We start from the raw sequence: 22,550 nt of genomic DNA on the forward strand, positions 1-22,550 counted from the left end.
GCAAATAAAATGGCGGAAAAAAATGCTTTTTTTGAAAGTGACCTTGTACAAGATTTCAATCGTGATATCGAACAATACCATCTTGGCCCGCTATGGAACGCAATCCCAGATTTAATGAAACATACACCGGAACCTCATGCACAAGCATACCTTTGGAAATCTGAATTGCTCCAAAAAAAGTTAACGGAAGCAACGCAAATATTTACACCAGACCGAGGGGGAGAACGCCGGGCCATCTACTTACAAAACCCGGGACTTAATTATAGAAAACCGTGGGGATGGGCATCGACTACACAAACGTTATATGCAGCGGTTCAATTGATACAACCTGGAGAAACCGCTCCGTCACATAGGCACGTTCAAAATGCATTACGCTTTGTCATGGAAGGAGAAGGGGCTTACTCAATTGTACAAGGAGAGCGTATTTTCATGAAACGAGGCGATTTCTTAACAACTCCAAATGGACTATGGCATGGACATGGTCATACAGGTGACAAGCCGATGATTTGGATGGATTGCCTTGATATTCCGACTATTTATTATCTTGGTGGTACGTTCTTTGAGCCATATCCAGAAAAAATTGAACAGCCCAATGTGCCTGACAATTATACTGCTCAGCGTTATGAAGGTGGAATGGTTCGACCAGTTTCGGACCGATATGCAAAGAAAGCTCCACTTAGTTCCTACAAATGGGCAGGGACGGAAGCGGCACTTAACGGATTAAGTCGTTTTGACCCCGATGCATACGATGGTTATGTCGTTGAATATATAAATCCATCAAATGGTGAAACAGCGTGTCCAACAATAGCAGCTTGGATGCAAAAATTGCCAAAGGGATTCAAAGGAAAAGCGCATCGCCATACACATGCATCAATCTATCATGTGCATGAAGGATCAGGATATACGATAATTAATGGCGTTCGCTTCGACTGGTCTAAAGGAGATTTCTTTGTCGTACCAAACTGGGCATGGCACGAACACGTTGCACTAGAAAATAGTTATGTATTTTCAACAAATGACCTTCCTATTTTAGAAAAATTCGGGTTAGAGCGGAAGCAGGAATATGAGAACAATAGTGGATATCAAACGATTACAGGAGAGTTTGAACCAGCGTTACCTTAATATTGTATAGAAAAAGCGCCCCTTAGTAATAAACATATCATACAAGAGGGCGCTTTTTCTATTTGTTAATTAATAAGCCTTCAAAACATGCAGTAAATAATCCTTACGATTCAGCGGATTATAATCAACACGTTTTCGAGTAGGGAAGGGAGCCATAAGTTTTGTGAAACCAGCTGGCTTCGTTGTAAATATGCCTTCTCCTTCTGTAAATGAATGAAGCATGCGTTTAAAATGCTCTGTTTTCGCAACAGGTAATGATCCTGTTAATTGGTAAGAATCATTATATAATATAGGTTCTGCAAAAGTTGCTGGAATGGCAGCGAGCTTATACATTGCGGTACTAATTGCCTGCTCCGGTACAGTTAATTCAAACTTATTTACTGGTTCATATACATATGTTTCAGCTTGTTTTAAAGCATCCATTAATACGATCGGTGTCAAATTTCTAAAGTCACTCGCTGTTGTAACAGGACTAGCATAACCAGTATGTGTTAACGTGACCATAACATCTGTAACTTCCCAACCATATAAACCTTGTTTTAACGTTTGAAATACTGTATCTTCAATTGCTTTGTGAAATGCTAAAGGCAATGAACCAAGCTCAACACCTAATTTATACGTTATGCCAGAGTTAAGTTCACCACGTTCAATTTTAAAACCAATTGTTGCGTAAAATGGATTCGCTTTTTCACCCATGACTTCAACGGAATTCCCAATGCCAATTGGCTTTTCAATACATACAACTCGCGTATTTGAGAAAGTAACCTGTAAGTTATATTTATCATAAAGTGTTGTTTCGATAACCTCTTTTTGTACTTCACCGAAAAGGCGAATATAAAGTTCATTATGAACATCATCTTTCCACACTTTAATGAGTGGATCTTCTTCACAGAGTTCCATAAGTGCAGCGTATAAATCATGAATTCGCTCTTTAGGTACCGCATCAATCGCTGCTTCCATTTGTGGTTCGGCAAAGTGAATATCTTTTATATAATCCGTACGTTCACCGATAATATCACCAATTTTTATATCATTCAGTCCCCACACTTTGCAAAATTCTCCGCTAGGAACGATAGTAGATTGAACAGCATTTCCGCTATGAAACATACACATTTTTTTAATCTTTTCTTTATGTGGTAGAGACTCATCGCGCTGTATATCAACATATTTTCTAACATGTAAGCTACCTGAAAAAACTCTTATATACGCAACCTTTTCTCCAGAAGGTTCACGTTCAATTTTAAAAACAACACCAGATAATGGTTCCTCTTGTGCCGATGTAAGAGCTGGCATTAGGGCCGGAAGTTTTTCAAGTATTTCAGTTACTCCTATACCTGTCATTGCTGAACCGAAAAAGATTGGATACACATTTGCTTGCTGTATTTGCTGTTCTAGTTTTTCTCTTAATAGTGCGTCCGGTATTATTTCGTTATTTACATATGATTCAAGTAACGATTCATTAAATGGTGCTAACAATTCCATACAATCGTCATATGATTTGTATTCAATGATCCGGGCTTCTTTCGTTCCTTCGTTTAGAACAGAGTAGAAGGGGAATGCTTCATTTGAAAGAACCTCTTTTATTTGTTTCATAACTTTTTCAGTGTTTGCGCCACTACGATCAATTTTATTAACGAATAAAATAGTCGGTATGTTTAGTTTCTGTAATGTTCGCATTAAAATTTTTGTTTGTGCTTGCACACCTTCAACGGCAGAGATAACTAAAATCGCACCGTCTAGAACGCGGAATGATCGCTCCACTTCAGCGATAAAATCAGCGTGTCCAGGTGTATCAATGACATTTACTTTTACATCATCAATAAAGAAAGAAACGACAGATGCTTTAATCGTAATGCCGCGTTGTCTTTCTAATTCCATTGAGTCAGTTTGTGTATTACCACTATCTACTCGGCCAATTTCTTTAATCACATTCGTTTCATAAAGAATACGCTCAGTCAAACTCGTCTTGCCAGCGTCTACGTGCGCGACAATCCCTATATTTATTGTTGTCATTTATGAATATCCTCATTTCATTTTCCATTTTCATTTCCTCATTTCTATTTGTGTATTGCCGCATTATCAATCACTCTCCAGTCATTTAAATTATTACTATTATAGTGCAATTAACATTATTTGTAACGCTACAAAGCGCCTTAATTTGGAAAAAATAAAATGAAAACAAAATGCTTGCATTCTAAATCGATATAGATTATATTAATTGACATATCAACTATTGATACATCAAATGTTTTTATTTTGATTGTAAAGGAGGGTTAATTTGACAAGTTCATGCTCAAAAGAAGCGATTATTTTATATAAATTACACTTTCTAAATAAAGAAGTAAGTTCGAAATTTGAAGGGTGTACGGGTATGAGCCAGTCTCGATTAGAGCTTATACTTCAATTATTTGAAGTAGGTGAAATTAGTCAAAAAGCACTTCAGCAAGAAGTGAATATTGATAATGCTGCGATAACAAGGCATTTAAAGCAGCTTGAGGCCAATGAAATGATTGTAAGACGTAAAAATCCAGATGATAACAGAATTACGTTAGTTTCTCTTACTGAAGAGGGGCGAAATAAAATTCAGGCGTTTCAAGAAGAAAAAGAACGTTTTGCAGCATCTGCATTTAAAGGATTAAGTGAGGAAGAACGCGATAATCTTTTAAATATGTTAAATCACATTCAAGAAAATATAAAAGAATTATAAAAAAGGGAGAATACAACTATGACTAACTCAGTAAAAACAAATGATTTTAACGAAATTTTAACAGGACGTCGTTCAATTCGTAAGTACGACCCTTCAGTGAAAATTAGCAAAGAAGAAATGACAGAAATTCTTACAGAAGCAACACTTGCACCATCTTCAGTAAACATGCAACCATGGAGATTCGTAGTGATTGAAAGTGACGAAGCGAAAGCAACACTTGCGCCACTTGCGAAATTCAATCAATCTCAAGTAGAAACATCTTCAGCAATGATTGCTTTATTTGGTGATTTAAACAATTTTGATAACGCAGAGGAAATTTACGGTACAGCAGTAGAGCGTGGCTTAATGCCAGCAGAAGTAAAAGAAGACCAAATGAAAAAACTTTCAGCTTACTTCTCAATGGTTACACCAGAAGTAATGAAAGATACGGTATTAATTGACGGTGGTCTTGTAGCAATGCAATTTATGCTAGCAGCTCGTGCGCACGGTTATGATACTTGTCCAATTGGTGGTTTTGAGAAAGATCAAATCGCAGAAGCTTTCGGACTAGATAAAGACCGTCACGTACCAGTTATGTTAATTTCAATCGGAAAAGCTGCTGACAGTGGTTACCAATCAGTACGTCTTCCAATTGAAAAAGTTGCAGAGTGGAAGTAATTTTAAAGAAATAAGTGGAATATGAAAGGGGAAACACCATGATTATTATTCACGCAATATTTCAAGTAGATCCAGCGAAACAACAAGCATTTTTAGAAGAAATTCAGCCACTCATTCATGGTTCAAGAGAAGAAAGTGGAAATGTATCTTATGACTTATATAAAGATACAGAAAAAGAAAGTGTTTATACGATGGTAGAAGTATGGAAAGATGAAGCAGCAGTTGCGAGCCATAATACGAGTGAACACTTCACATCTTTCGTTAGTAAAGCAGCACAATTTTTAACTGCTCCTCTTGATATAAAAGCTTATAATGGAGAGTTAGTAAAATAATAAGGTAGAAAAAGATGACTTTAGCATATGGCTGAAGTCATCTTTTTTGTATAAGTAGAATCCATTTTGGACTCAGTTATGTTGATTGATAAGTGTTGCTCGTATCCTCAGTAACTGTGGTGAATTGTATGTTAAATTCGAACATTTGGTTTATTGGGATATTTTTCCGTGTTATAATTTTCTTGTAAATAAAAGGTAGAGGGGAGTAAGTAATGGGAGAATTTCAAAGTAATTTGCATACGGCAACGCAACTTGCAACGAAAATGAGAAATGCTTCAGATAGAATGCAAAGTGCTACTAGTCGCTCTATAAATAAGGCAACGCGTACGACACTATCTGTGAACTTCCAAGCACAAGAGGCAAATCAACAAAATTTACAGATCACGAAACAATTTTGTACTGCTTTTCAACAAACAATTGATAATATCCATTCCGTAGCAAATGAATTTGAGAAAATGGATACAGGACTTCAAAAGACTTTTCAATAATGTAACAACCTACGTAAAGGGGAAAAGGTAGGGAGAAAAGATGAGTCAAGAAATTGAAACGAGAATCAGTCAATGTAATCAAAAATTACGAATTATATTTGAAGAACAAAATGAAAACCGAATTGCGCTGCAAAATCAAGAACGAGCTGAGGTTAGTTTTCATGAATGGAAAAATAGAAGTAATCGTTTATTTAACCGAATACTAGAAACTTGGCACGGCGACAAAGAAGTGTTTCACCTTTTTACGAATATGCGGCAAGAAATCGGACAGTATGAAAGAAAACTTACATTCGAATTAGAAAATGAAAAAGAGACGTTGCTTAAAGAAAAACGGCATCTCAGTGAGAAAGAAAACGACCTTTCCTATGAACAGCAGCAACTACAAAGGGAGGCAAATACATGAGTTTAAACATGTATTTGGGAGAAGTACAAAGTCAAACTCAAAGTATGAACGCTATATGTAATGCTACGATTCAAAGTATGGAACAAGCCATTCAATCTATTGATGCCTTTGCGATAGACACAGTATTACAAGGACAAACATACAGTAGTGCAAAAGCCTACCTTGTCCAAACATTTCGGCCACTAGCGCAAGGAATCATATGCTTATGTGAAGAATTAATTCGCCAAAACGAAGCATTTCCAAATGAGTTCCAAGCGAAAGTTGCTTCGACAGATGTGATTGAAGAAGAAATAAGAGAACAAATACGGGGAATTAATCAATCGATTACAAGTATAGAAGCAATAGAAGTACTTACACCAATGCCCGGAGTAAGTGCAATCGTAACGGTATTAGGTGCAATGAGAAAAAAACTGGAAGAAAAACTAGAGCATTTATATGAATTCAATCATTCATCCAGCAACAACTACAGCACCGCTCTCCAATTAGCAGCTAGCATCACAGCCGGACTCGCTGAAGTGCAAAGCGGGAAAGGATTTAGTCCTGTGAGTGGTACATTTAGTACACAAGGGTTGAATATGGATTGGGTGAGTTCGATTCAGGGGATTATAGAAGAAACAGCTCGAAAAAACGAGATGAAAGAAATTACTTTGCAAAAACAAGAAATGAACTTACAAGAGCAGGAAGACAATAGATCATGGCATGAAAAAACAGCCCTTTATGCGCAATCATTTTTGCATGGAGTTATCGAATTTTTTCAAGGTGCTGGTGATGCAGCACTAGAAAACTTTGTTGGACTACAACCGCATGAGAATGATAAATTAGAAAGTAAGACAACTTACCAAGCTGGAAGGTTGGCTGGAAATGTTATATCAATAGCCGGGTCCATTGTAGAAATATTTGAAGGTATTTCGCTCATAGGCGGATCTAATTTCTTAACTATCGTCGCAGAAGTAGGAACTGGTGGGTTAGCATCACCAATTGTTATTCCATTAGATATAGCAGCAACAGCTGCTGGGGCTAGTCTTTTTGCACATGGTGGATTTGTTTGGAATAAATCGATTCAAAATGCTAAGGATACTATTCAAAAAATCCAGTCTTCTGGTGGAGGTAAGGGTGCGAGTAATCGAATACCTTCTTATGGAAAAGATTCTGTACCTAAAGGCCCATACCGTGAAGTAAATGGTTATCCAATAAAAGTGAAAGCAGGAGCTCAAGAAAAGCATATTCCTGATACACCGAACTATAAACAAGAATTAGCAAATGGAAAAAATAAGAGCATTTTCTATGGCGATAATAAAATAGCGCAAGAATTGCTTGATAAGTTCGCCGGGAAAGGTGAACTATTAAAAAACGGTAGAGAAAGAGTAGACTTTGGTGAGCCAATAGGAAAATATTATGACCGCAATACTGGTGAATACTATGAGACTACTAAAGGGTTGATCCATTATGGAAAAGATGGCGCTCATATAGTACCATCAAGACCATAAAAATCATAAGAAAAGAGGAAGCAAATGGGGTACGATTCTTTAATTGGAACATTAATAAATTATGAACATAGTGACATGATACTAGAATGGAAAAGTGGATTGAGGATTATTGGAGAACTAGATACAGTTTTTGAAACAGACAATGGACTAGATGAGGATGATATAAATTATACAGAATATGATGCAGCTGTATTTAGAGTAAATAATATTTTATCTCGACCTAATACAAACGAAGGTACTGTATATAATTGGTTAAAACAAGAAAAAAGTTCATTGGTTGAAATTTCTCTCTATGATGATCCGCCAAGTGCAGTGTTTTTAACTGACGGAAAAAGAGTATGGGAAAGAAAAATGTGTAAATAATAGGTGGCATTTAAACTGTTACCTTATTAGTCAAATTAGATTTAGTTAATTTTGATATATGGTTTTTAAAGGAATCAGAACAGGCTACTAACATATACTCTGGTATGAAGAAAAGATATCCTAATCGTAAGCTGATTCCTTTTGCTAAAAGAGTTGATAATGATGATACTGCATGTTTTGAAATCGGCAAAGGAAGTAAAGTTCAACTTATTCATGATTTTGCTTCTGAAGGCTTTGAACAAAGAAAAGATAAGCATCCTATTATTTTAGAAGTTAATACTGAAAAAGCTAGAGAAGAAGGCGTTAAATTTTATTTAGGAAATGAAAAAGTTTGGTTAGCAGATGAGATTCCTAGTGAGTTTATCGCAATTAATAAGAATTAATTGAATCTATTCTACTAGATTATGACGGCAGGAAAAATTTTTTCTTTAAGATATATATTTGAATGAACCACGTTATCTGTCTTAAAATAAACAAATAAATGGCGAGTTACTTATGGAAAATAATCAACAAGAGAGACTTCACATTTGAGGTCTCTTTTGTTGATTTCAATTGAAAATTATTATTTGAGCGAATGCACTTTCGTACCTTGCATTTCACAGGCACATAGGCTTTAATTGATGCTATATAGTATGTTTTTCAATGTCAAAAAACATTAGAAAAACAGGGCAATATTATTAAATAGCCGGGTCCATTGTAGAAATGTTTGAAGCTATTTCGCTCATAGGCGGATCTAATTTCTTAACTATCGTCGCAGAAGTAGGAACTGGTGGGTTAGCATCACCAATTGTTATTCCATTAGATATAGCAGCAACAGCTGCTGGGGCTAGTCTTTTTGCGCATGGTGGATTTGTTTGGAATAAATCGATTCAAAATGCTAAGGATACTCTTCAAAAAATCCAGTCTTCTGGTGGAGGTAAGGGTACAGGTGTTGATGGTCAGGGAGCCAGTGTAGCAGGGAACATTGGAAAAAATGATAAACTAGCAAGTCAAGGGCATGTTGATGCTGGCGTTTCAGGTGCTCCAAAAGTTGATGCAGGAAAACAGGGTAAACATGTTCCTGGTCATGGGAATAATGTCTCAACCAAATCGCAGTGGGGAGCAGGGAAAAATGGAGTAGTAGAGACACAAGAAGCATGGGTGAAAGGAACACCAGTAAAGCCAGACGGAAGTGTTAGAGTGCATGATTTTGGAAAGCCAATAGGTCCAAATGGAGAAACGAGGGTAAAGGTTCATATGGATGGTAAAGGAAATATACATGGGTACCCTGTACAATAAAGGAGAATAATTATGAGTGATGAGATACTAAAAGTTGTTAATAAATTATATAAACAAGGTGATTTCCAATATGTTTTGGGGAAATTTGTTGATAAACATTTTTGGGATGGAGAAATTAATAAAATATCAAATATAAACGTTGATAATATTACTGATTTTAGTTATTCAACATGTTTTTCTTACATTCTTCTACCACTAGATGTGAAATTTCGTTTTGGTAGTGTAGAATTCAGTGAGTACGTTCGGAAGCAATCAGAAATTAATTGTGTAATGCTAATGATTTCGGCAATCGCGCCATATGCAGTGGTTAAATATTTAAGATATAGATATACTAATGGTACAATCGAGCTAGTTGAAGAGTCCTCGCCATACAATGATGAATCTAAGAAAATAGGAAGTAGTATTTTAAAATTATTAGATAGTAACGGAATAAAGAATCTTGATAAAGAAACGTTAAGTATTGAAGTGGAGGATGTTTCGTTAGAGTTAAAGGAAACAGGTGTTACTATATATAATTGTCTATTTGAAGATGAGTATTAAAAAGAAACATTAATGATTGTGCAGAAACCAAAGAAGGGATATAAATAATAGAGGTAGATTAGTAGTTGTTAAGAAGTGATTACAGTTCGAAAATGTAGTCTCATTAAAAAGAGTGACCCTCTTTAGAAAACTTTTATGAGTGTACTCCATAGGGTAAATGTCCGAATATTTGTTAAAAATCGTTACGAAAATTACAATTTATGTAATAGGAAGATGAAAGTTAAAAATTTCTAGGGATAAACCAGTTTCAACACTAGGGCAAGTTAAAGGTGGATGTAGCTTCAGATATTAAAAAGATGAAATTAAAGTATACTGTGAAGAACAAGGATTGTACTCGATGTATATTTTTAGAGATAAAGAAATTAATTGCGCAAAAATGAATGAAGAAGCATCAGAAATAGACAGGGTGGGCTTGCGAGAAATGTGGGCTCACCTTTCGTCTGTTCAAATTGATTATGTGGTGGTGCTAAACTAAGTAAAACTAAAGATGGACGACAAATGTCAAATGATTGGTTGAATGGTGCGAAGACCCGACAAAGTAGAATATTGATGGCAGTTGATGGAGATGCAAAATTAGCATCAAAGATTACGAAAGCATTACAAGATCAGGAAGTTGAGAGAGTGTTATCAAAGGTTGATAGTAGTGGAAATGTGAAAACATTTAGAATAGATGCAAAGGGAGACATAATTGGAGAATGGCCATAATTTAAGGAACTAGGAGGAATTGAATAGTATGAGAGATCCTTTATGTATAGAAGAAAAATGTAGAGAAGGAATAGAATATAATAAAGAGTTTATTGAGGAAAATAGAGAGGAGATTAAAAGTTTTGAAGAAGATGAAAGGAATGGTATTCAAAGAAAGGCTAAAGATAATAAAAGTCTTATAGAAGGAAGGTATCTATTAAATTTTAATTATGAGTTAGAGGATATTAACGCAAAATATTCCCTAGGAGAAGCTATCCATACAATAGAAGGAGATTTTGACAAAGCTCTTATTGATTTGAGGCATATAGGGGAAAATGAAGTTGGATATTTAAATCTAATTTGGATGATATCTCTAGGGATTTTATTAGAAACAGATAAAAAGAATCTTGTAAGTTTAGCCAAGCTAGTTGAGAAGGAAAATATGAACGACGCAGTAATCGATTTCCTCTTATGCGCTAGTGATATCGGATACACAAAAATGACGAATAGATATTATAAAGAAAATCCATATGCAAAAACGAGAGAGATTATAGAACTTGCACAAACAGATAAAAAAGAAGCGTCTAAAAGATTGCAAACGTACATGGAGAAAGAATGGTTTAAAGGCCATTATGATTATGAATGGAAAAATGCACATAAAGAACCTGGATATGTGGGGTATTGGAGCTTTGAGACAGCTGCAATAGTAAAGATACTCGGACTTGATGATACAAGTTTAAAAGATAATAATCATTATCCATATGATTTGGCACATTATAAAAATGAAATGAAATTCAAGCATATAGACCTAAGTGAATATCACTATGAAGATGAGACAGAAGAAATCGAGGATATAGTAGAAGGAATTGAACATAATCCTGCATTGGAAAATATTATTCCGCCAAAATGGCATTCATTGGTCAATGAATTAATACATGATTATGAGAATATGGATGATAGTAGTTTTTATGAAAAATACAAAAAAACGATAGGAATAGGTCAAGTATGGTTTTTACCACAAGAGTATGAAGAAGAAAATGAGCAAAAAAATCTATTAGGAAGTTTAATTGTGTTTGCTCTGACGGTAAGAGATTATATATTACAACTGGACTATAAAGAAGATTTAGAAGACTACATTGATAATCTTAAAAATTTCTGGAATGGATCAGAAACAAAGTTAATTCAATTTATGTTAGAGAATGATCAAAATTATTATGCATGGGTACCAAAAGAAGCAAACATCCCAAATATGTATGAAGTGAAGATAGAGAGTGTCGATGTAGAGGAAGTTCTATAACGAACAAATCGAAATGGTTTTTATTATATGTAATATTAGAATGCATTTTACTAGTTAATTGAAAACAATGCATGCGTGGCAGAAAAAAGGATGTATTGTTACTAAAAATTAGAGGGAAAGAAGGCTGTTGGATTGAGTTAAGCACCTCATTGTCAATATACGACAATAGGTGCTTTTTTGCGTGCAATGAAGAAAAAATAAAAGATTCATTTTCACTCTATTTCATCTTCGAATTACATGTTATAATTTGGAAAAAAGTATATTCTTAATTTTTAGATAATTAAAAGGTGGTAGATACTATATGAGTACATTAAAGAAAATTACTAATAATATTTCGAAGGTTATTATAGGAAAAGACGAATCGATAGAACTAGCAGCCATTGCTCTAATAGCAAGAGGACACATTTTATTAGAAGATGTACCTGGGACAGGAAAAACAACATTAGCGAAAAGTTTGGCTAAAAGTGTGGACGCTAAATTTCAAAGAATACAATTTACAGCGGATACTTTGCCTGGAGATGTTATTGGCCTTGAATATTTTGATGTGAAGGAATCGGATTTTAAAACGAGGTTAGGTCCTATTTTTGCAAATATCGTATTAGTGGATGAAATTAATCGAGCTGTACCGAGAACACAATCTTCGTTACTTGAGGTTATGGAAGAGCGTACGGTTACAATTGCGAAACAGACCCATTCATTACCAGAACCTTTTTTAGTTATAGCAACGCAAAATCCACTCGAATCAGCGGGCACATTTCCGTTACCAGATGCTCAGTTAGACCGGTTTTTACTCACAATACGCCAAGGTTATCCTACGAGAGAAGCTGAAAAGGAAATGATGAATCGGTTTCAAATGAATGATCCGTTAGAAACGTTACATTCTATTATTTCAAGTGAAGAAATTATTACGATGCAAAAGCGTGCAAGAGAAGTGTTAGTAGGGAATGATGTGCAAGATTATCTCCTTGAAATTATTGAAGCAACTCGTAACCATGAGTTAATTGAAATTGGTGTAAGCCCTCGGGGAACGTTGGCATTTATGAGAGCGATTCAAGCACGGGCAATATTAAATGAAAGAGATTACTGTACGCCAGATGATATTAAGACGCTCACTGCATCCGTTTGTGCTCATCGTTTAACATTAACAATTGAGGGAGAGATGAAAACGACGAAAGAACAAATTATGAAAGAAATTCTTCATACGATTAGTGTGCCAGTGGAGAATGTACGATGAATCAACAGCTTGTGTATACACCTTTAGCGGAGCCTTTCGTAATGGGGGTTATGTCAGTTGTAGCCGTTATTTTAAGTGTATTTTCAAGTAATCTACTGTTTTTATCTCTCGTATTTTTATATGTAATTTTAATAGGTGTTACGCATGTATATATACGTAAAGTATCTCGTGTTGAATGGGAATACAGTCAAGGGAATTCGAATGTTTTTATAGGTGAAACGAATATGTGCAAAATGAAAATTTCAAACAAGTCGATATTTCCTATTCTTAATATCGTATTTCGATTTAAATGTGAAAATAAGCTAACTTGGAATCATGATGAAATAAACAAAAATCATAGTACAGGTTCAAATTATTATATGAATTTTAATTTAAAAGGAAGGGAGTCAGTTTCATTTGATTTGCAAGCTGTAGCGTTAAAAAGAGGCATCGCGAAATGGGAAGAAGTTGAAATTGTTATTACTGATCTCTTTGGATTTATAACGAACCATATAACATATAAACAAGTTGATACGCCCTCTTATTTAGTCTTACCAGCTGTTCCGAAAATACAAGTTCCTGAATTACAAGAATGGTTACGAGGATTTCGAAAAGCGATGTCTTCACCCTTATATGATGAAACGAAAGTAATGGGAGTAAAGTCTTATGAAAATGAAGATTTTCGTTCCATCCACTGGAGTGCAACAGCGAAAACAGGGACGATAATTGCGAAAAAGTATGAGCGAACACAATGTGATAAATACGCGATTTATCTCAACTTGCAAAATAAAAGTGGTGTTTCTTTGCGAAATGATATAGAGGAACTAATTGAATTAACAGCAGGTATATGCAAACAACTTCTTATGCAAAACTGTTCGTTTGAAGTATGGATCAATAGTGTAAAAGATAACGGTTTGCTACATATAAAAAATGGGGATAATCGGAAACATTTGCAAAATGTATTAAAGGTACTTGCCTCGATATCAGACCAAGATACGCCTATATCTTCTTCTTACTTTTACACAGCAGGCTTTCGTCGAAAGGAACTGGATGCGGTTCCTTTAATTATTGGTACTTCACCAAAGAAATACAGTAGAACGAATAAATGGATTGTAATGAAAGAATAAGAAGGGGCTTATGTCATGGTGAATAAAAAGCGGCATATGAAAGTGAAGTTATGGAGTGTAAGAACTTTAATCATACTTTTCTTTGCGATTAGTGCGATAACGTTATCACAAGGTGTTGTGTATGTACAAGACATAGTAAAAGAGCGTTTTTTCAGTAAGACTAAGACAATATCGGAAAGAAATTATGACTTTACTAGTATAGGTGAAAATTTTGATGATTCCAAAATAGATGAAGATGAATATGAAGAAGTAGAAGATACAGGTATAAGAACGAAAACGGGTAAAAAATTTCAACCTTTCGAAAGAGAAAGTCTATGGAATGACGTGCTTTCTGTTCTTTCAAATGTATGGATTACTATAGTTTTTTATGTGATAATCGCAATATCAATTATATATGCCATCTACAAGTATATTAGGAAAAAATTGACGAAAACAGAAATAGTACAGGAGAAAGAATCGATCACAAAGCAAACTGCGGTAAGAAGCATAAAGAATGAAAAAGTCATTCATCAGTTAGAACAGCCGTTACCGACAGATAAGATAAGAAAAACGTTAGTTGAATGGGAAAGAACATTACCATTTCATGAACAGAGAAGGTCCTATGAAACGATGCAACAATGGTTAAAAAGAATTTGTAGAACAAGGGATATTATCTCGTTATATGAGTCTGTTCGTTATGGGGAAAAGACGTATACGGATTTAGATGTGAAAGAAATAATGAAGTGGGTAGAGGGAGATGCGAAGGTGGATACATAAATATCCACCTTTTCTTTTTTTATACGGAAATTTGATTAACATGAATTATTTTCTTATATGAAACCGTATTTAAATAGGTAAACAAAATTAACATTATTTACTTATACTTCATTACATGTTAACCTATACTTAATTTTTATAAACTATAATTAATTTTTAAGTTTTTTAAGGGTGTGAAAATGTAATGAAATCGGTATTAAAAAGCATACTTATTTCCTTTGTTTTTTCTGCAGTAGGTATGTGTTGGTTACTGTACGTATTATTCAAAGGGGACGGAGACTGGTTATTGTCTTGGATAGGTGTATTAATGGCATATTTATCTTTATATACTTTAATAGATTTATATTGTAAAAATACATACGATAAAAAAATAAATAAATGGCTTATAAAAACAGCGGTGACTAGTTTTAGTTTTTCTGTATTAGGAATCTCGTTTTGTATCATACACGAGCTATTAACACCATGGAGTCTCAGTTTAATGGTGTGGTATTGGTTGGTAATGTTAGTGTTATTTTTAACGACCATAATATCATTAGTTAGTCTCGTATTTGTTAATCGTAAAAATCATAATTTCACCGGTGGATATAGAATGCTCATACTTCTAAATGTATTTCTTACATTGGGACCAGTATTATGGCCGCTATTACTTTCTATTATTGGAAATGGTATGAATGCTAGTGCGGGCTGGTAAAAAGGAATATAAATTAGTTGTGTAAAGAATAGGATGAAAAGTTGATATAGAATTTTAAATGTTTAAGAGAACATGTTTACATAAAAAATGAAAACATGTTCTCTTTTTATTTGCATGCATAACTCTTCCTCAGTTTACCCTATGTAAATTTAAACGTAAGTATTTCGTAAGGAATGGATAAGAAAAAAGAGAGATTTATCATATAGGATGAAAGTATAGCCTGAATCAATCCGATATTAATGGAGGAGAGAAAGCCTTATGAAAAAATGTAATTCAATTAAGTTAGCAAGTTTTGCAGTTTTATTAGCGGGTACTGCTCTATTCACACCTGGTTTTACTGTGACTGCAGAGTCAACTCAAAATATTTCTAGTTCGTCACAAGTACATGATCAAAAGAATCGTAATGGCTGGAAACAAGTAATGCAGGAAACAGTACAGCTTGGTGCTGTAGGAATATTAGCTAAGGCGTCTAACAACGGAAAAACTAGTAGTTTTACTGCTGGCGTGGCGGACTTAAGTACAAAGAAACCGGTGAATTCGGATTATCGCTTTCGGATTGGTAGTGTGACGAAGACGTTTACTGCGACGACTGTGCTTCAATTAGTAGGAGAAAATCGCTTACAACTTGACGATCCAATTGAAAAGTGGCTACCGGGTCTCGTGCAAGGAAATGGGTATGATGGTAATCAAATTACGATACGACAACTTTTGAATCATACGAGTGGTATCGCTGAATACTTAAAGTCAAAAGACGCGGACATAATGAATTCGAAAAAAACGTATACAGCGGAAGAAATAGTGAAAATAGGTCTTTCGCTGCCTCCAGATTTCTCGCCGGGAAAAGGCTGGTTGTATTCAAACACAGGATACGTAATACTAGGAATGCTTATTGAAAAAATAACTGGAAATAGTTATGCGGAAGAAATCGAAAAGCGAATTATTGAACCTTTGGACCTATCAAATACGTTTTTACCAGGAAATTCACCCGTCATCCCAGGAAAGAATCATGCTCGTGGATATGTGAAAATGGAAGGAACAGGCGAGTTGAAAGACATTACGTATTATAATCCGAGTTTAGCTAATGCAGCTGGAGATATGATTTCTAATGCGGATGATTTAAATAAGTTTTTTTCATCTTTACTCGGTGGTAAGTTACTGAAGGAACGCGAGCTAAAAGAAATGCTTACTACAGTTCCTATAGAAGGCAAAGGGGTTGGTGACGCATACGGTCTTGGAATCTATGAGACTAAACTTCCAAACGGTGTTTCAGTTTGGGGGCATGGAGGAGGAATTCCTGGATTTACAACTTTTGCTGGGGGAGTAATTGGAGGCAAACATACATTGGCTATCAGTCTCAACTCTATAGGTGGGGTCGATATTGTTCCGCAGTTTAATAAAATGATGCAAATTGAATTTAATAAATAGATGAAAAGAAAGTGAATGGAATTTTGTTATAGTTATATTTAAAAGAGGTGCTTTTTTAAGTTCGCAACTATGGACAGTAGTTGCATTTATGATATGACATCAAGTGTATTCCAAAGTGAAAGTCAATCTTAATGCTTACGACAAAATAAAAAAGGATGTCAGTTACATGACATTCTTTTTATTATGGATAAAAGAGGTATACATATAGTTCTGAAAATTGTTATTTTTTAAATTTTTACATATAATGAAGGATATAGGGGCACCAATAGGGGAGTTATGAATGGAAAATACTTTAGTTAGTTAAATATTACTCGTTTTAATCAAAATAATTATGAGTTGATTTGGAGTTGAATACAATGGGGAAAAATCATTATAAATGGAGTAATAAACAATTACGAGAACATGTTGAAGTACTAGATGGTAAGAGAAGCACACACATATTATTAAAGAATGCAACATATTTAAATTCTTATATGCGCGAGTGGATGACAGCGAACATTTGGATATATAATGATCGAATTGTATACGTAGGGGAGCAGCTACCAGAGCAATTAACGGAGTGTGAAGTTGTTGATTGCGAAGGAAAGTATGTCGTACCCGGTTACATAGAACCACATGCACATCCGTATCAGTTGTATAACCCAGAGACGCTAGCGAATCATGCGATGCAGTTTGGGACAACAACTTTTATTAATGATAATTTAACTTTATTTTTCACATTAAAGCGTGAAGAAGCATTTCGTTTATTAGATGAATTCAATAAGATTCCAGCAAGTATGTATTGGTGGTGCCGTTTTGACGGACAGACTGAATTGCAAAACGGGGAATCTTTGTTTAATAGTGAAGAAATAATAGAGTGGCTGCAGCATGAAGCGGTTCTTCAAGGCGGCGAGCTAACAGCATGGCCAAAACTATTACATGGCGATGATGAAATGTTAACTTGGGTGCAGGAAACGAAGCGATTGCAAAAGAAAGTAGAAGGACATTTTCCGGGTGCATCTGAAACGACTTTAGCGAAGTTAAAACTGTTAGGTACAGATTGTGATCATGAAGCGATGACAGGGCAGGAAGCTTTCACTCGTCTTATGCAAGGTTACACTGTTTCCTTAAGAAATTCTTCAATCCGCCCGGATTTAGAAGTTTTACTGAAAGAATTGTTGGAACTAGGCGTAAAGCAGTTTGATAGATTCTTTTTTACAACAGACGGCTCACATCCTTCGTTTTATGAAAATGGAATGACAAACGTTATGATTTCTACCGCGATAAAACAAGGAGTACCAGTAATAGATGCATACGATATGGCAAGTTATAATATTGCTCGCTATTATAATATGGAACATGTACATGGTTCGATTGCGACAGGTAGAATTGCTAATATCAATATTTTAGAAAGTAAAGAAAACCCAGTACCAATCAGTGTCCTTGCAAAGGGGAAATGGGTGAAGCGTGACGGTGTAAATACACATGAAGCATTACATATTATAGACTGGAGTAAACATAAAGTAACTCTATTATCATTAGATTGGTCAATAGAAAAAGAGGATATGATTTTCTCTAATAAAACGGGGATACACTTATTAAATAACGTTATTACAAAACCATACACTAGTGAAATCAATATAGACTGTGATGAATTGTCCACAGATCATGATGAATGTTTCTTTATGATGATTGCTCGTGATGGCAGTTGGCAAGTGAATATAGCTGTGAAAGGTTTTGCGAAAGAACTAGGTGGGCTTGCTAGCTCTTATTCTGGTACAGGTGACATCATTCTTATCGGAAAAAGAAAAGAAGATATGCTTACAGCTTTTCGTAGAGTAAAAGAGCTTGGCGGGGGAATGGTAATAGCTGAAAAGAATGAAGTATTACACGAAATAGCATTACCATTGCTCGGGATTATGTCTAATTTAAAAATGAGTGAATTAATACAGGAAGAGAAGCAGATGGTGAAATTACTACAAGAGCGTGGCTACGCGCATGATGATCCAGCATTTACAATTTTATTCTTTTCTGCGACGCACTTGCCTTTTATACGAGTAACACCTATAGGATTATATGATGTGAAAAGTAGTAAGGTAGTTGCCCCGCCCGTGAATTTGATAAAGCAATATTAAAAGGAAAGATCCTATAAAAATTTTATTTTATAGGATCTTTCTTATTATTAGCATAAGAATATTGTAAGCCTCAAATGATATAGTATCTAAATCATTTGAGGTGATATGTAAATATGAAAAAAATATTTTACATTTTAAGCGTATTTATTCTGTGTGTATCGATACAACACGTTGTACATTCCCAATCAGATGCACCAGAATTATCTTCGGATTGTCTCGAAGAAAGAAAAGTTAGAGATGAAAAGCATGTGAAGAATATAATACAGGACATTAAATCCACATTTAATTTAAATATTGATGAACATAGTTTTTGGGAAGTAAGTAAAAGAGATCTGGAGGCTGCTCATTTGATGTATGGTGGAAAGGAAAATGATTCTTATTATAATTCGCTAACTAAAATTTATGATAGTGGTGGATTTAGCGAACAGCCCAGCTTATTTGTGAGGGCACAAGAAGCATTTTTACTTTATAAAGAAAAAGATAATATCAATGTAATGAAACGCCTAAAACTAGACGTTGAAAAAGGGGAATGGCTCGTTATAAAAACGAAAAAGAAGAAAGGGAAAAAAGTGAAATTTAAGCCGTTGCAATGTGAAAAAGATTATATGAAAAAGAGAAATGAATAACAAAATACTTATTCATGCTGTTTTTATTCAACGATATTTTGCTGTTGATTTGAAATAGAAAAAGGTAAACGAACATATTAGCTTTATGGAATATGTTTGTTTACCTTTTTTTGAGAGATTTAATAATTGGGGATTATTTACTGCCTAATGAATTTATAACATTCAATGAATTTGTTCTTCATAAACATTAGATTTTGTGTCAAATGATTTATACATTGCCGAAACACCTATGTATATTTTATTCTACAGTATTTATAAAAGAATGTTGGCTATTCATAAGAAATATGATTGGCACGGTTTTTGCTTGTATTACATGTAAGGAAGGGAGATTGTATGTAAGGAATCTGTACTCGTAATAGTATAAAACAAGCTACTATTGCATTATTAATCATAGTTGTATTTATAGGGGAACTGTAAATACATACAAATAAGTGGTTTTTTTGATTTTAAAATTCTGAATTTTCATTTAAATAACTAGGGGGCAATGGTATGGTTAAATATTCGAAAATTTCTAAGTGGATTCTTGGTGTTGGACTAGTGACAATAACGTGTAATGGTTTGCAAATTCAAGCAGAGACAAAAGAGAAAAATGTGAAGAACGTATTACAAATGGAGCCGGTAGGAATACAGAAATCTGTTGATGAATTAGCGCACCCTTCAAAAGTACAAGAAAATGAATCTTTTACAAAACGGTTAAAATTAGCGGATTTATCGCAGCGTCCACTAGCACCAACCGATAATATTAAGCCGTTAGCTGAAGAAAAAAAGTATTCGATGGCTGAGTTAAATCAATTAAATAATAAACAATTAACTGATCTTCTTGTGACAATTAAATGGTATCAAATTCCGGAATTATTTCAGTTTAATAGTGATAGTCTTAAATTCTATCAAGATGATAGCCGAATGCAAGCGATTATTAATAAACTAGCAGAACAAGGACAAGCTTATACGCAAGATGATTCAAAAGGGATTGAAACATTAGTAGAAGCTCTACGTGCAGCGTTTTATTTAGGTTTTTACCATGATGAATTAAGCAAACTAAATGAGCGTAGCTACCATGATAAATGTTTACCAGCTTTAAAAACAATTGCAAAAAATCCAAATTTCAAACTTGGTACATCAGAACAAAATAAAGTAATTGCATCATATGGAAAATTAATTGGAAATGCATCAGCAGATGTTGAAACGGTTTTATATGCAGGTGAAATTTTTAAACAATATAACGATAATCTTGCAACTTTCATTGAAGACCGAACAAAAGGAGACGCTATATATGAGTTGATGAAGGGAATTGACTTTGATATTCAGACGGATATGTACACGACTGGAAAAGAGCCAAAAGATACGATGTGGTTTCGGAATATCGATAACTTTATTAATGAAGTAAATCGTTTTGCACTACTTGGTACAGTAACAAATAAAAATGGATGGTTAATTAATAATGGAATTTATTATGCTGGCCGATTGGGCAAGCTTCATAGCACGCCGACAAAAGGACAACAAGTTGTTACAGATGCAATGCGAATTTATCCATATTTAGGAGAGCAATACTTTGTTGCGGCAGAACAAATTACTACAAATTATGGAGGAATAGATGCGAATGGAAAAACTGTAAATTTAGATCAAATTCGGGAAGAAGGTAAAAAGAAATATTTACCGAAAACGTATACGTTTGATGATGGAGCAATTGTCTTTAAAGCTGGGGATAAAGTTAGCGAAGAGAAAATTAAACGTCTATACTGGGCGGCAAAAGAGGTGCGTTCTCAATTTTATCGTACAGTTGGTAGCGATAAACCACTTGAAAGTGGACATGCTGATGATGTGTTAACGATGGTTATTTATAATAGCCCAGATGAGTATCAATTTAATCGTCAACTGTACGGATATGAAACGAATAATGGTGGGATTTATATTGAAGGGACAGGGACTTTCTTTACATATGAACGTACACCAGAGCAAAGTATTTATAGTCTGGAAGAATTGTTCCGCCATGAATTTACGCACTACTTACAGGGAAGGTACGAAGTTCAGGGATTATGGGGCCAAGGGGAAATGTATCAAAATGAACGTTTAACATGGTTTGAAGAAGGGAATGCAGAGTTCTTTGCAGGTGCAACGCGATTAGATAGTGTAGTACCGCGAAAAAGTATAATTGGTGGGTTATCTAATGATCCTGCAAAACGTTATACAGCATCACAAACATTAAATGCGAAATATGGAACGTGGGATTTTTATAATTATTCGTTTGCACTGCAATCATATATGTATAATAAGCGCCCAGAAATGTTCGATAAAGTACATGATTTAATTCGCGCAAATGATGTTTCAAGTTACGATGCATACCGTGCTACATTAAGCAAAGATAATAAGTTAAATGAAGAATATCAATCTTATATGCAAATGCTTATTGATAATCGCGATAAGTATACAATTCCACAAGTATCAGATGAGTATTTAACTCAGCATGATCCAAAATCGCTTTCGGACGTTACTTCAGATATTACGAATGAAGCGAAATTAAAAGATGTGAAAGTAACAAAGAATACATCACAATTCTTTAATACATTTACACTACAGGGGACATATACAGGAAGTGCGGCTAAAGGAGAAGTTGAGGACTGGAAAGTGATGAATGAAGCAACAAATGATATGTTGAAACGTCTTTCAGGAAAAGAGTGGACAGGATATAAAACATTGACTGCTTATTTTGTAAATTACCGTGTAAATAATGCTGGGCAATTTGAATATGATGTTGTGTTTAGCGGAGTGAATACGGAAGAAGGTACGGCTGTAGAAAAAGAACCAAATAATTCATTTGAAACAGCAAACCCACTATCTTTGAATATTTTGTTAAGAGGAACCTTGAGCGATCAAGATCAGGGGGATAAATTTGTTATTGATGTAAAGGATCAAAAAGATTTACAAATTTCTGTTACGAACGAACAAAATCTTGGACTGAACTGGGTATTATATTCTGAATCAGATTTAAATAATTATGTAGCTTATGCAACAAAACGTGATGGAAACAAATTGCTTGGAAATTATAATGCAAAGCCAGGGAAATATTACTTAAGTGTATATAAGTATGGTGGTGGAACAGGGAATTATACGGTACAAGTAAAATAGTTTACTATAGTTTGTTTTGAAAGGCTACTTATCGCATTTTTTAGCGAAATAAAGTATTTAATGTTAAACATTAAACTAATTCAACATATCCCTGTTCTAATTATAGAACAGGGA

21 protein-coding genes and 1 pseudogene are annotated in these 22,550 nt (G+C 34.6%); 21 read left to right on the forward strand and 1 reads right to left on the reverse strand.

Annotated elements, in window-relative coordinates; genetic code table 11:
• Positions 1-9: 9 nt before the first annotated feature.
• Positions 10-1,122, forward strand: coding sequence for a cupin domain-containing protein (locus ACTFP3_RS11855; protein WP_440010554.1), 1,113 nt, complete (start codon positions 10-12; stop codon positions 1,120-1,122).
• A 69-nt stretch (positions 1,123-1,191) separates the two neighbouring features.
• On the opposite strand, the gene ACTFP3_RS11860 is transcribed toward ACTFP3_RS11855, so the two are convergent.
• Positions 1,192-3,135, reverse strand: coding sequence for a GTP-binding protein (locus ACTFP3_RS11860; protein WP_197323814.1), 1,944 nt, complete (start codon positions 3,133-3,135; stop codon positions 1,192-1,194).
• Positions 3,136-3,400: 265 nt separating this feature from the next.
• Here ACTFP3_RS11860 and ACTFP3_RS11865 point away from each other — a divergent pair, with 265 nt between their 5' ends.
• The 20 genes and pseudogenes from ACTFP3_RS11865 to colA all read left to right on the forward strand — a co-directional run bounded on the left by ACTFP3_RS11865 (position 3,401) and on the right by colA (position 22,436).
• A complete protein-coding gene (locus ACTFP3_RS11865; RefSeq protein WP_000204162.1) occupies positions 3,401-3,829 on the forward strand; it encodes a MarR family winged helix-turn-helix transcriptional regulator in 429 nt (142 codons plus the stop codon).
• Between the two features lie 18 nt (positions 3,830-3,847).
• A complete protein-coding gene (locus tag ACTFP3_RS11870; RefSeq protein WP_016122744.1) occupies positions 3,848-4,486 on the forward strand; it encodes a nitroreductase family protein in 639 nt (212 codons plus the stop codon).
• Between the two features lie 38 nt (positions 4,487-4,524).
• Positions 4,525-4,818 carry a putative quinol monooxygenase gene (locus tag ACTFP3_RS11875; RefSeq protein WP_000583804.1) on the forward strand — a complete coding sequence of 98 codons (294 nt, stop codon included), beginning with the start codon at positions 4,525-4,527 and terminating at the stop codon, positions 4,816-4,818.
• A 212-nt stretch (positions 4,819-5,030) separates the two neighbouring features.
• Positions 5,031-5,306, forward strand: a complete 276-nt coding sequence (locus ACTFP3_RS11880) for a TIGR04197 family type VII secretion effector (protein ID WP_000503641.1) — start codon at positions 5,031-5,033, stop codon at positions 5,304-5,306.
• 40 nt (positions 5,307-5,346) lie between these two features.
• Positions 5,347-5,709 carry a DUF3958 family protein gene (locus ACTFP3_RS11885; protein WP_000076595.1) on the forward strand — a complete coding sequence of 121 codons (363 nt, stop codon included), beginning with the start codon at positions 5,347-5,349 and terminating at the stop codon, positions 5,707-5,709.
• A complete protein-coding gene (locus tag ACTFP3_RS11890) occupies positions 5,706-7,196 on the forward strand; it encodes a polymorphic toxin type 50 domain-containing protein (protein ID WP_149215649.1) in 1,491 nt (496 codons plus the stop codon). Before ACTFP3_RS11885 ends, ACTFP3_RS11890 begins: the two co-directional genes overlap by 4 nt.
• Positions 7,197-7,220: 24 nt before the next feature.
• A complete protein-coding gene (locus ACTFP3_RS11895) occupies positions 7,221-7,559 on the forward strand; it encodes a hypothetical protein (protein WP_000540189.1) in 339 nt (112 codons plus the stop codon).
• 56 nt (positions 7,560-7,615) lie between these two features.
• A complete protein-coding gene (locus tag ACTFP3_RS11900) occupies positions 7,616-7,942 on the forward strand; it encodes an RNA 2'-phosphotransferase (RefSeq protein ID WP_336458635.1) in 327 nt (108 codons plus the stop codon).
• A 298-nt stretch (positions 7,943-8,240) separates the two neighbouring features.
• Positions 8,241-8,837: pseudogene (locus tag ACTFP3_RS11905) on the forward strand (hypothetical protein); the annotation flags it as partial.
• 12 nt (positions 8,838-8,849) lie between these two features.
• On the forward strand, positions 8,850-9,377 hold the full coding sequence (locus ACTFP3_RS11910) for a hypothetical protein (RefSeq protein ID WP_001278748.1): 528 nt from the start codon (positions 8,850-8,852) through the stop codon (positions 9,375-9,377).
• 498 nt (positions 9,378-9,875) lie between these two features.
• The gene (locus tag ACTFP3_RS11915) at positions 9,876-10,082 is read left to right on the forward strand and encodes a hypothetical protein (protein ID WP_152121813.1); all 207 of its coding nucleotides are present in this window, start codon (positions 9,876-9,878) and stop codon (positions 10,080-10,082) included.
• Between the two features lie 28 nt (positions 10,083-10,110).
• Positions 10,111-11,358 carry a PoNi-like cognate immunity protein gene (locus tag ACTFP3_RS11920; protein WP_006927603.1) on the forward strand — a complete coding sequence of 416 codons (1,248 nt, stop codon included), beginning with the start codon at positions 10,111-10,113 and terminating at the stop codon, positions 11,356-11,358.
• A 301-nt stretch (positions 11,359-11,659) separates the two neighbouring features.
• On the forward strand, positions 11,660-12,592 hold the full coding sequence (locus ACTFP3_RS11925) for an AAA family ATPase (RefSeq protein ID WP_000105663.1): 933 nt from the start codon (positions 11,660-11,662) through the stop codon (positions 12,590-12,592).
• Positions 12,589-13,698, forward strand: a complete 1,110-nt coding sequence (locus tag ACTFP3_RS11930; protein WP_440010562.1) for a DUF58 domain-containing protein — start codon at positions 12,589-12,591, stop codon at positions 13,696-13,698. Before ACTFP3_RS11925 ends, ACTFP3_RS11930 begins: the two co-directional genes overlap by 4 nt.
• Positions 13,699-13,713: 15 nt before the next feature.
• Positions 13,714-14,454, forward strand: a complete 741-nt coding sequence (locus tag ACTFP3_RS11935; protein WP_440010564.1) for a signal peptidase II — start codon at positions 13,714-13,716, stop codon at positions 14,452-14,454.
• 184 nt (positions 14,455-14,638) lie between these two features.
• On the forward strand, positions 14,639-15,145 hold the full coding sequence (locus ACTFP3_RS11940) for a DUF3902 family protein (RefSeq protein ID WP_097959900.1): 507 nt from the start codon (positions 14,639-14,641) through the stop codon (positions 15,143-15,145).
• 258 nt (positions 15,146-15,403) lie between these two features.
• Positions 15,404-16,570 carry a serine hydrolase domain-containing protein gene (locus ACTFP3_RS11945; protein WP_440010568.1) on the forward strand — a complete coding sequence of 389 codons (1,167 nt, stop codon included), beginning with the start codon at positions 15,404-15,406 and terminating at the stop codon, positions 16,568-16,570.
• Between the two features lie 356 nt (positions 16,571-16,926).
• The gene (locus ACTFP3_RS11950; protein ID WP_440010571.1) at positions 16,927-18,684 is read left to right on the forward strand and encodes an adenine deaminase; all 1,758 of its coding nucleotides are present in this window, start codon (positions 16,927-16,929) and stop codon (positions 18,682-18,684) included.
• Positions 18,685-18,797: 113 nt separating this feature from the next.
• Positions 18,798-19,310: a hypothetical protein gene (locus tag ACTFP3_RS11955; protein WP_000719373.1), complete on the forward strand. Its 513-nt coding sequence runs from the start codon at positions 18,798-18,800 to the stop codon at positions 19,308-19,310.
• A 489-nt stretch (positions 19,311-19,799) separates the two neighbouring features.
• Positions 19,800-22,436 carry a collagenase ColA gene (gene colA, locus ACTFP3_RS11960; protein WP_149149735.1) on the forward strand — a complete coding sequence of 879 codons (2,637 nt, stop codon included), beginning with the start codon at positions 19,800-19,802 and terminating at the stop codon, positions 22,434-22,436.
• Positions 22,437-22,550: the final 114 nt, after the last annotated feature.

Source organism: Bacillus cereus group sp. MYBK5-2, from assembly GCF_051915685.1.
Taxonomy (GTDB): domain Bacteria; phylum Bacillota; class Bacilli; order Bacillales; family Bacillaceae_G; genus Bacillus_A; species Bacillus_A cereus.

Bases quoted from the DNA above. Each gene is read 5' to 3' on its own strand.
- ACTFP3_RS11935 (WP_440010564.1), top strand. From the start codon at position 13,714: ATGGTGAATAAAAAGCGGCATATGAAAGTGAAGTTATGGAGTGTAAGA.
- ACTFP3_RS11925 (WP_000105663.1), top strand. From the start codon at position 11,660: ATGAGTACATTAAAGAAAATTACTAATAATATTTCGAAGGTTATTATA.
- ACTFP3_RS11915 (WP_152121813.1), top strand. From the start codon at position 9,876: ATGTCAAATGATTGGTTGAATGGTGCGAAGACCCGACAAAGTAGAATA.
- ACTFP3_RS11940 (WP_097959900.1), top strand. From the start codon at position 14,639: ATGAAATCGGTATTAAAAAGCATACTTATTTCCTTTGTTTTTTCTGCA.
- ACTFP3_RS11895 (WP_000540189.1), top strand. From the start codon at position 7,221: ATGGGGTACGATTCTTTAATTGGAACATTAATAAATTATGAACATAGT.
- ACTFP3_RS11860 (WP_197323814.1), bottom strand. From the start codon at position 3,135: ATGACAACAATAAATATAGGGATTGTCGCGCACGTAGACGCTGGCAAG.
- ACTFP3_RS11890 (WP_149215649.1), top strand. From the start codon at position 5,706: ATGAGTTTAAACATGTATTTGGGAGAAGTACAAAGTCAAACTCAAAGT.
- ACTFP3_RS11875 (WP_000583804.1), top strand. From the start codon at position 4,525: ATGATTATTATTCACGCAATATTTCAAGTAGATCCAGCGAAACAACAA.
- ACTFP3_RS11945 (WP_440010568.1), top strand. From the start codon at position 15,404: ATGAAAAAATGTAATTCAATTAAGTTAGCAAGTTTTGCAGTTTTATTA.
- ACTFP3_RS11930 (WP_440010562.1), top strand. From the start codon at position 12,589: ATGAATCAACAGCTTGTGTATACACCTTTAGCGGAGCCTTTCGTAATG.
- ACTFP3_RS11950 (WP_440010571.1), top strand. From the start codon at position 16,927: ATGGGGAAAAATCATTATAAATGGAGTAATAAACAATTACGAGAACAT.
- ACTFP3_RS11920 (WP_006927603.1), top strand. From the start codon at position 10,111: ATGAGAGATCCTTTATGTATAGAAGAAAAATGTAGAGAAGGAATAGAA.
- ACTFP3_RS11870 (WP_016122744.1), top strand. From the start codon at position 3,848: ATGACTAACTCAGTAAAAACAAATGATTTTAACGAAATTTTAACAGGA.
- colA (WP_149149735.1), top strand. From the start codon at position 19,800: ATGGTTAAATATTCGAAAATTTCTAAGTGGATTCTTGGTGTTGGACTA.
- ACTFP3_RS11955 (WP_000719373.1), top strand. From the start codon at position 18,798: ATGAAAAAAATATTTTACATTTTAAGCGTATTTATTCTGTGTGTATCG.
- ACTFP3_RS11880 (WP_000503641.1), top strand. From the start codon at position 5,031: ATGGGAGAATTTCAAAGTAATTTGCATACGGCAACGCAACTTGCAACG.
- ACTFP3_RS11855 (WP_440010554.1), top strand. From the start codon at position 10: ATGGCGGAAAAAAATGCTTTTTTTGAAAGTGACCTTGTACAAGATTTC.
- ACTFP3_RS11885 (WP_000076595.1), top strand. From the start codon at position 5,347: ATGAGTCAAGAAATTGAAACGAGAATCAGTCAATGTAATCAAAAATTA.
- ACTFP3_RS11910 (WP_001278748.1), top strand. From the start codon at position 8,850: ATGAGTGATGAGATACTAAAAGTTGTTAATAAATTATATAAACAAGGT.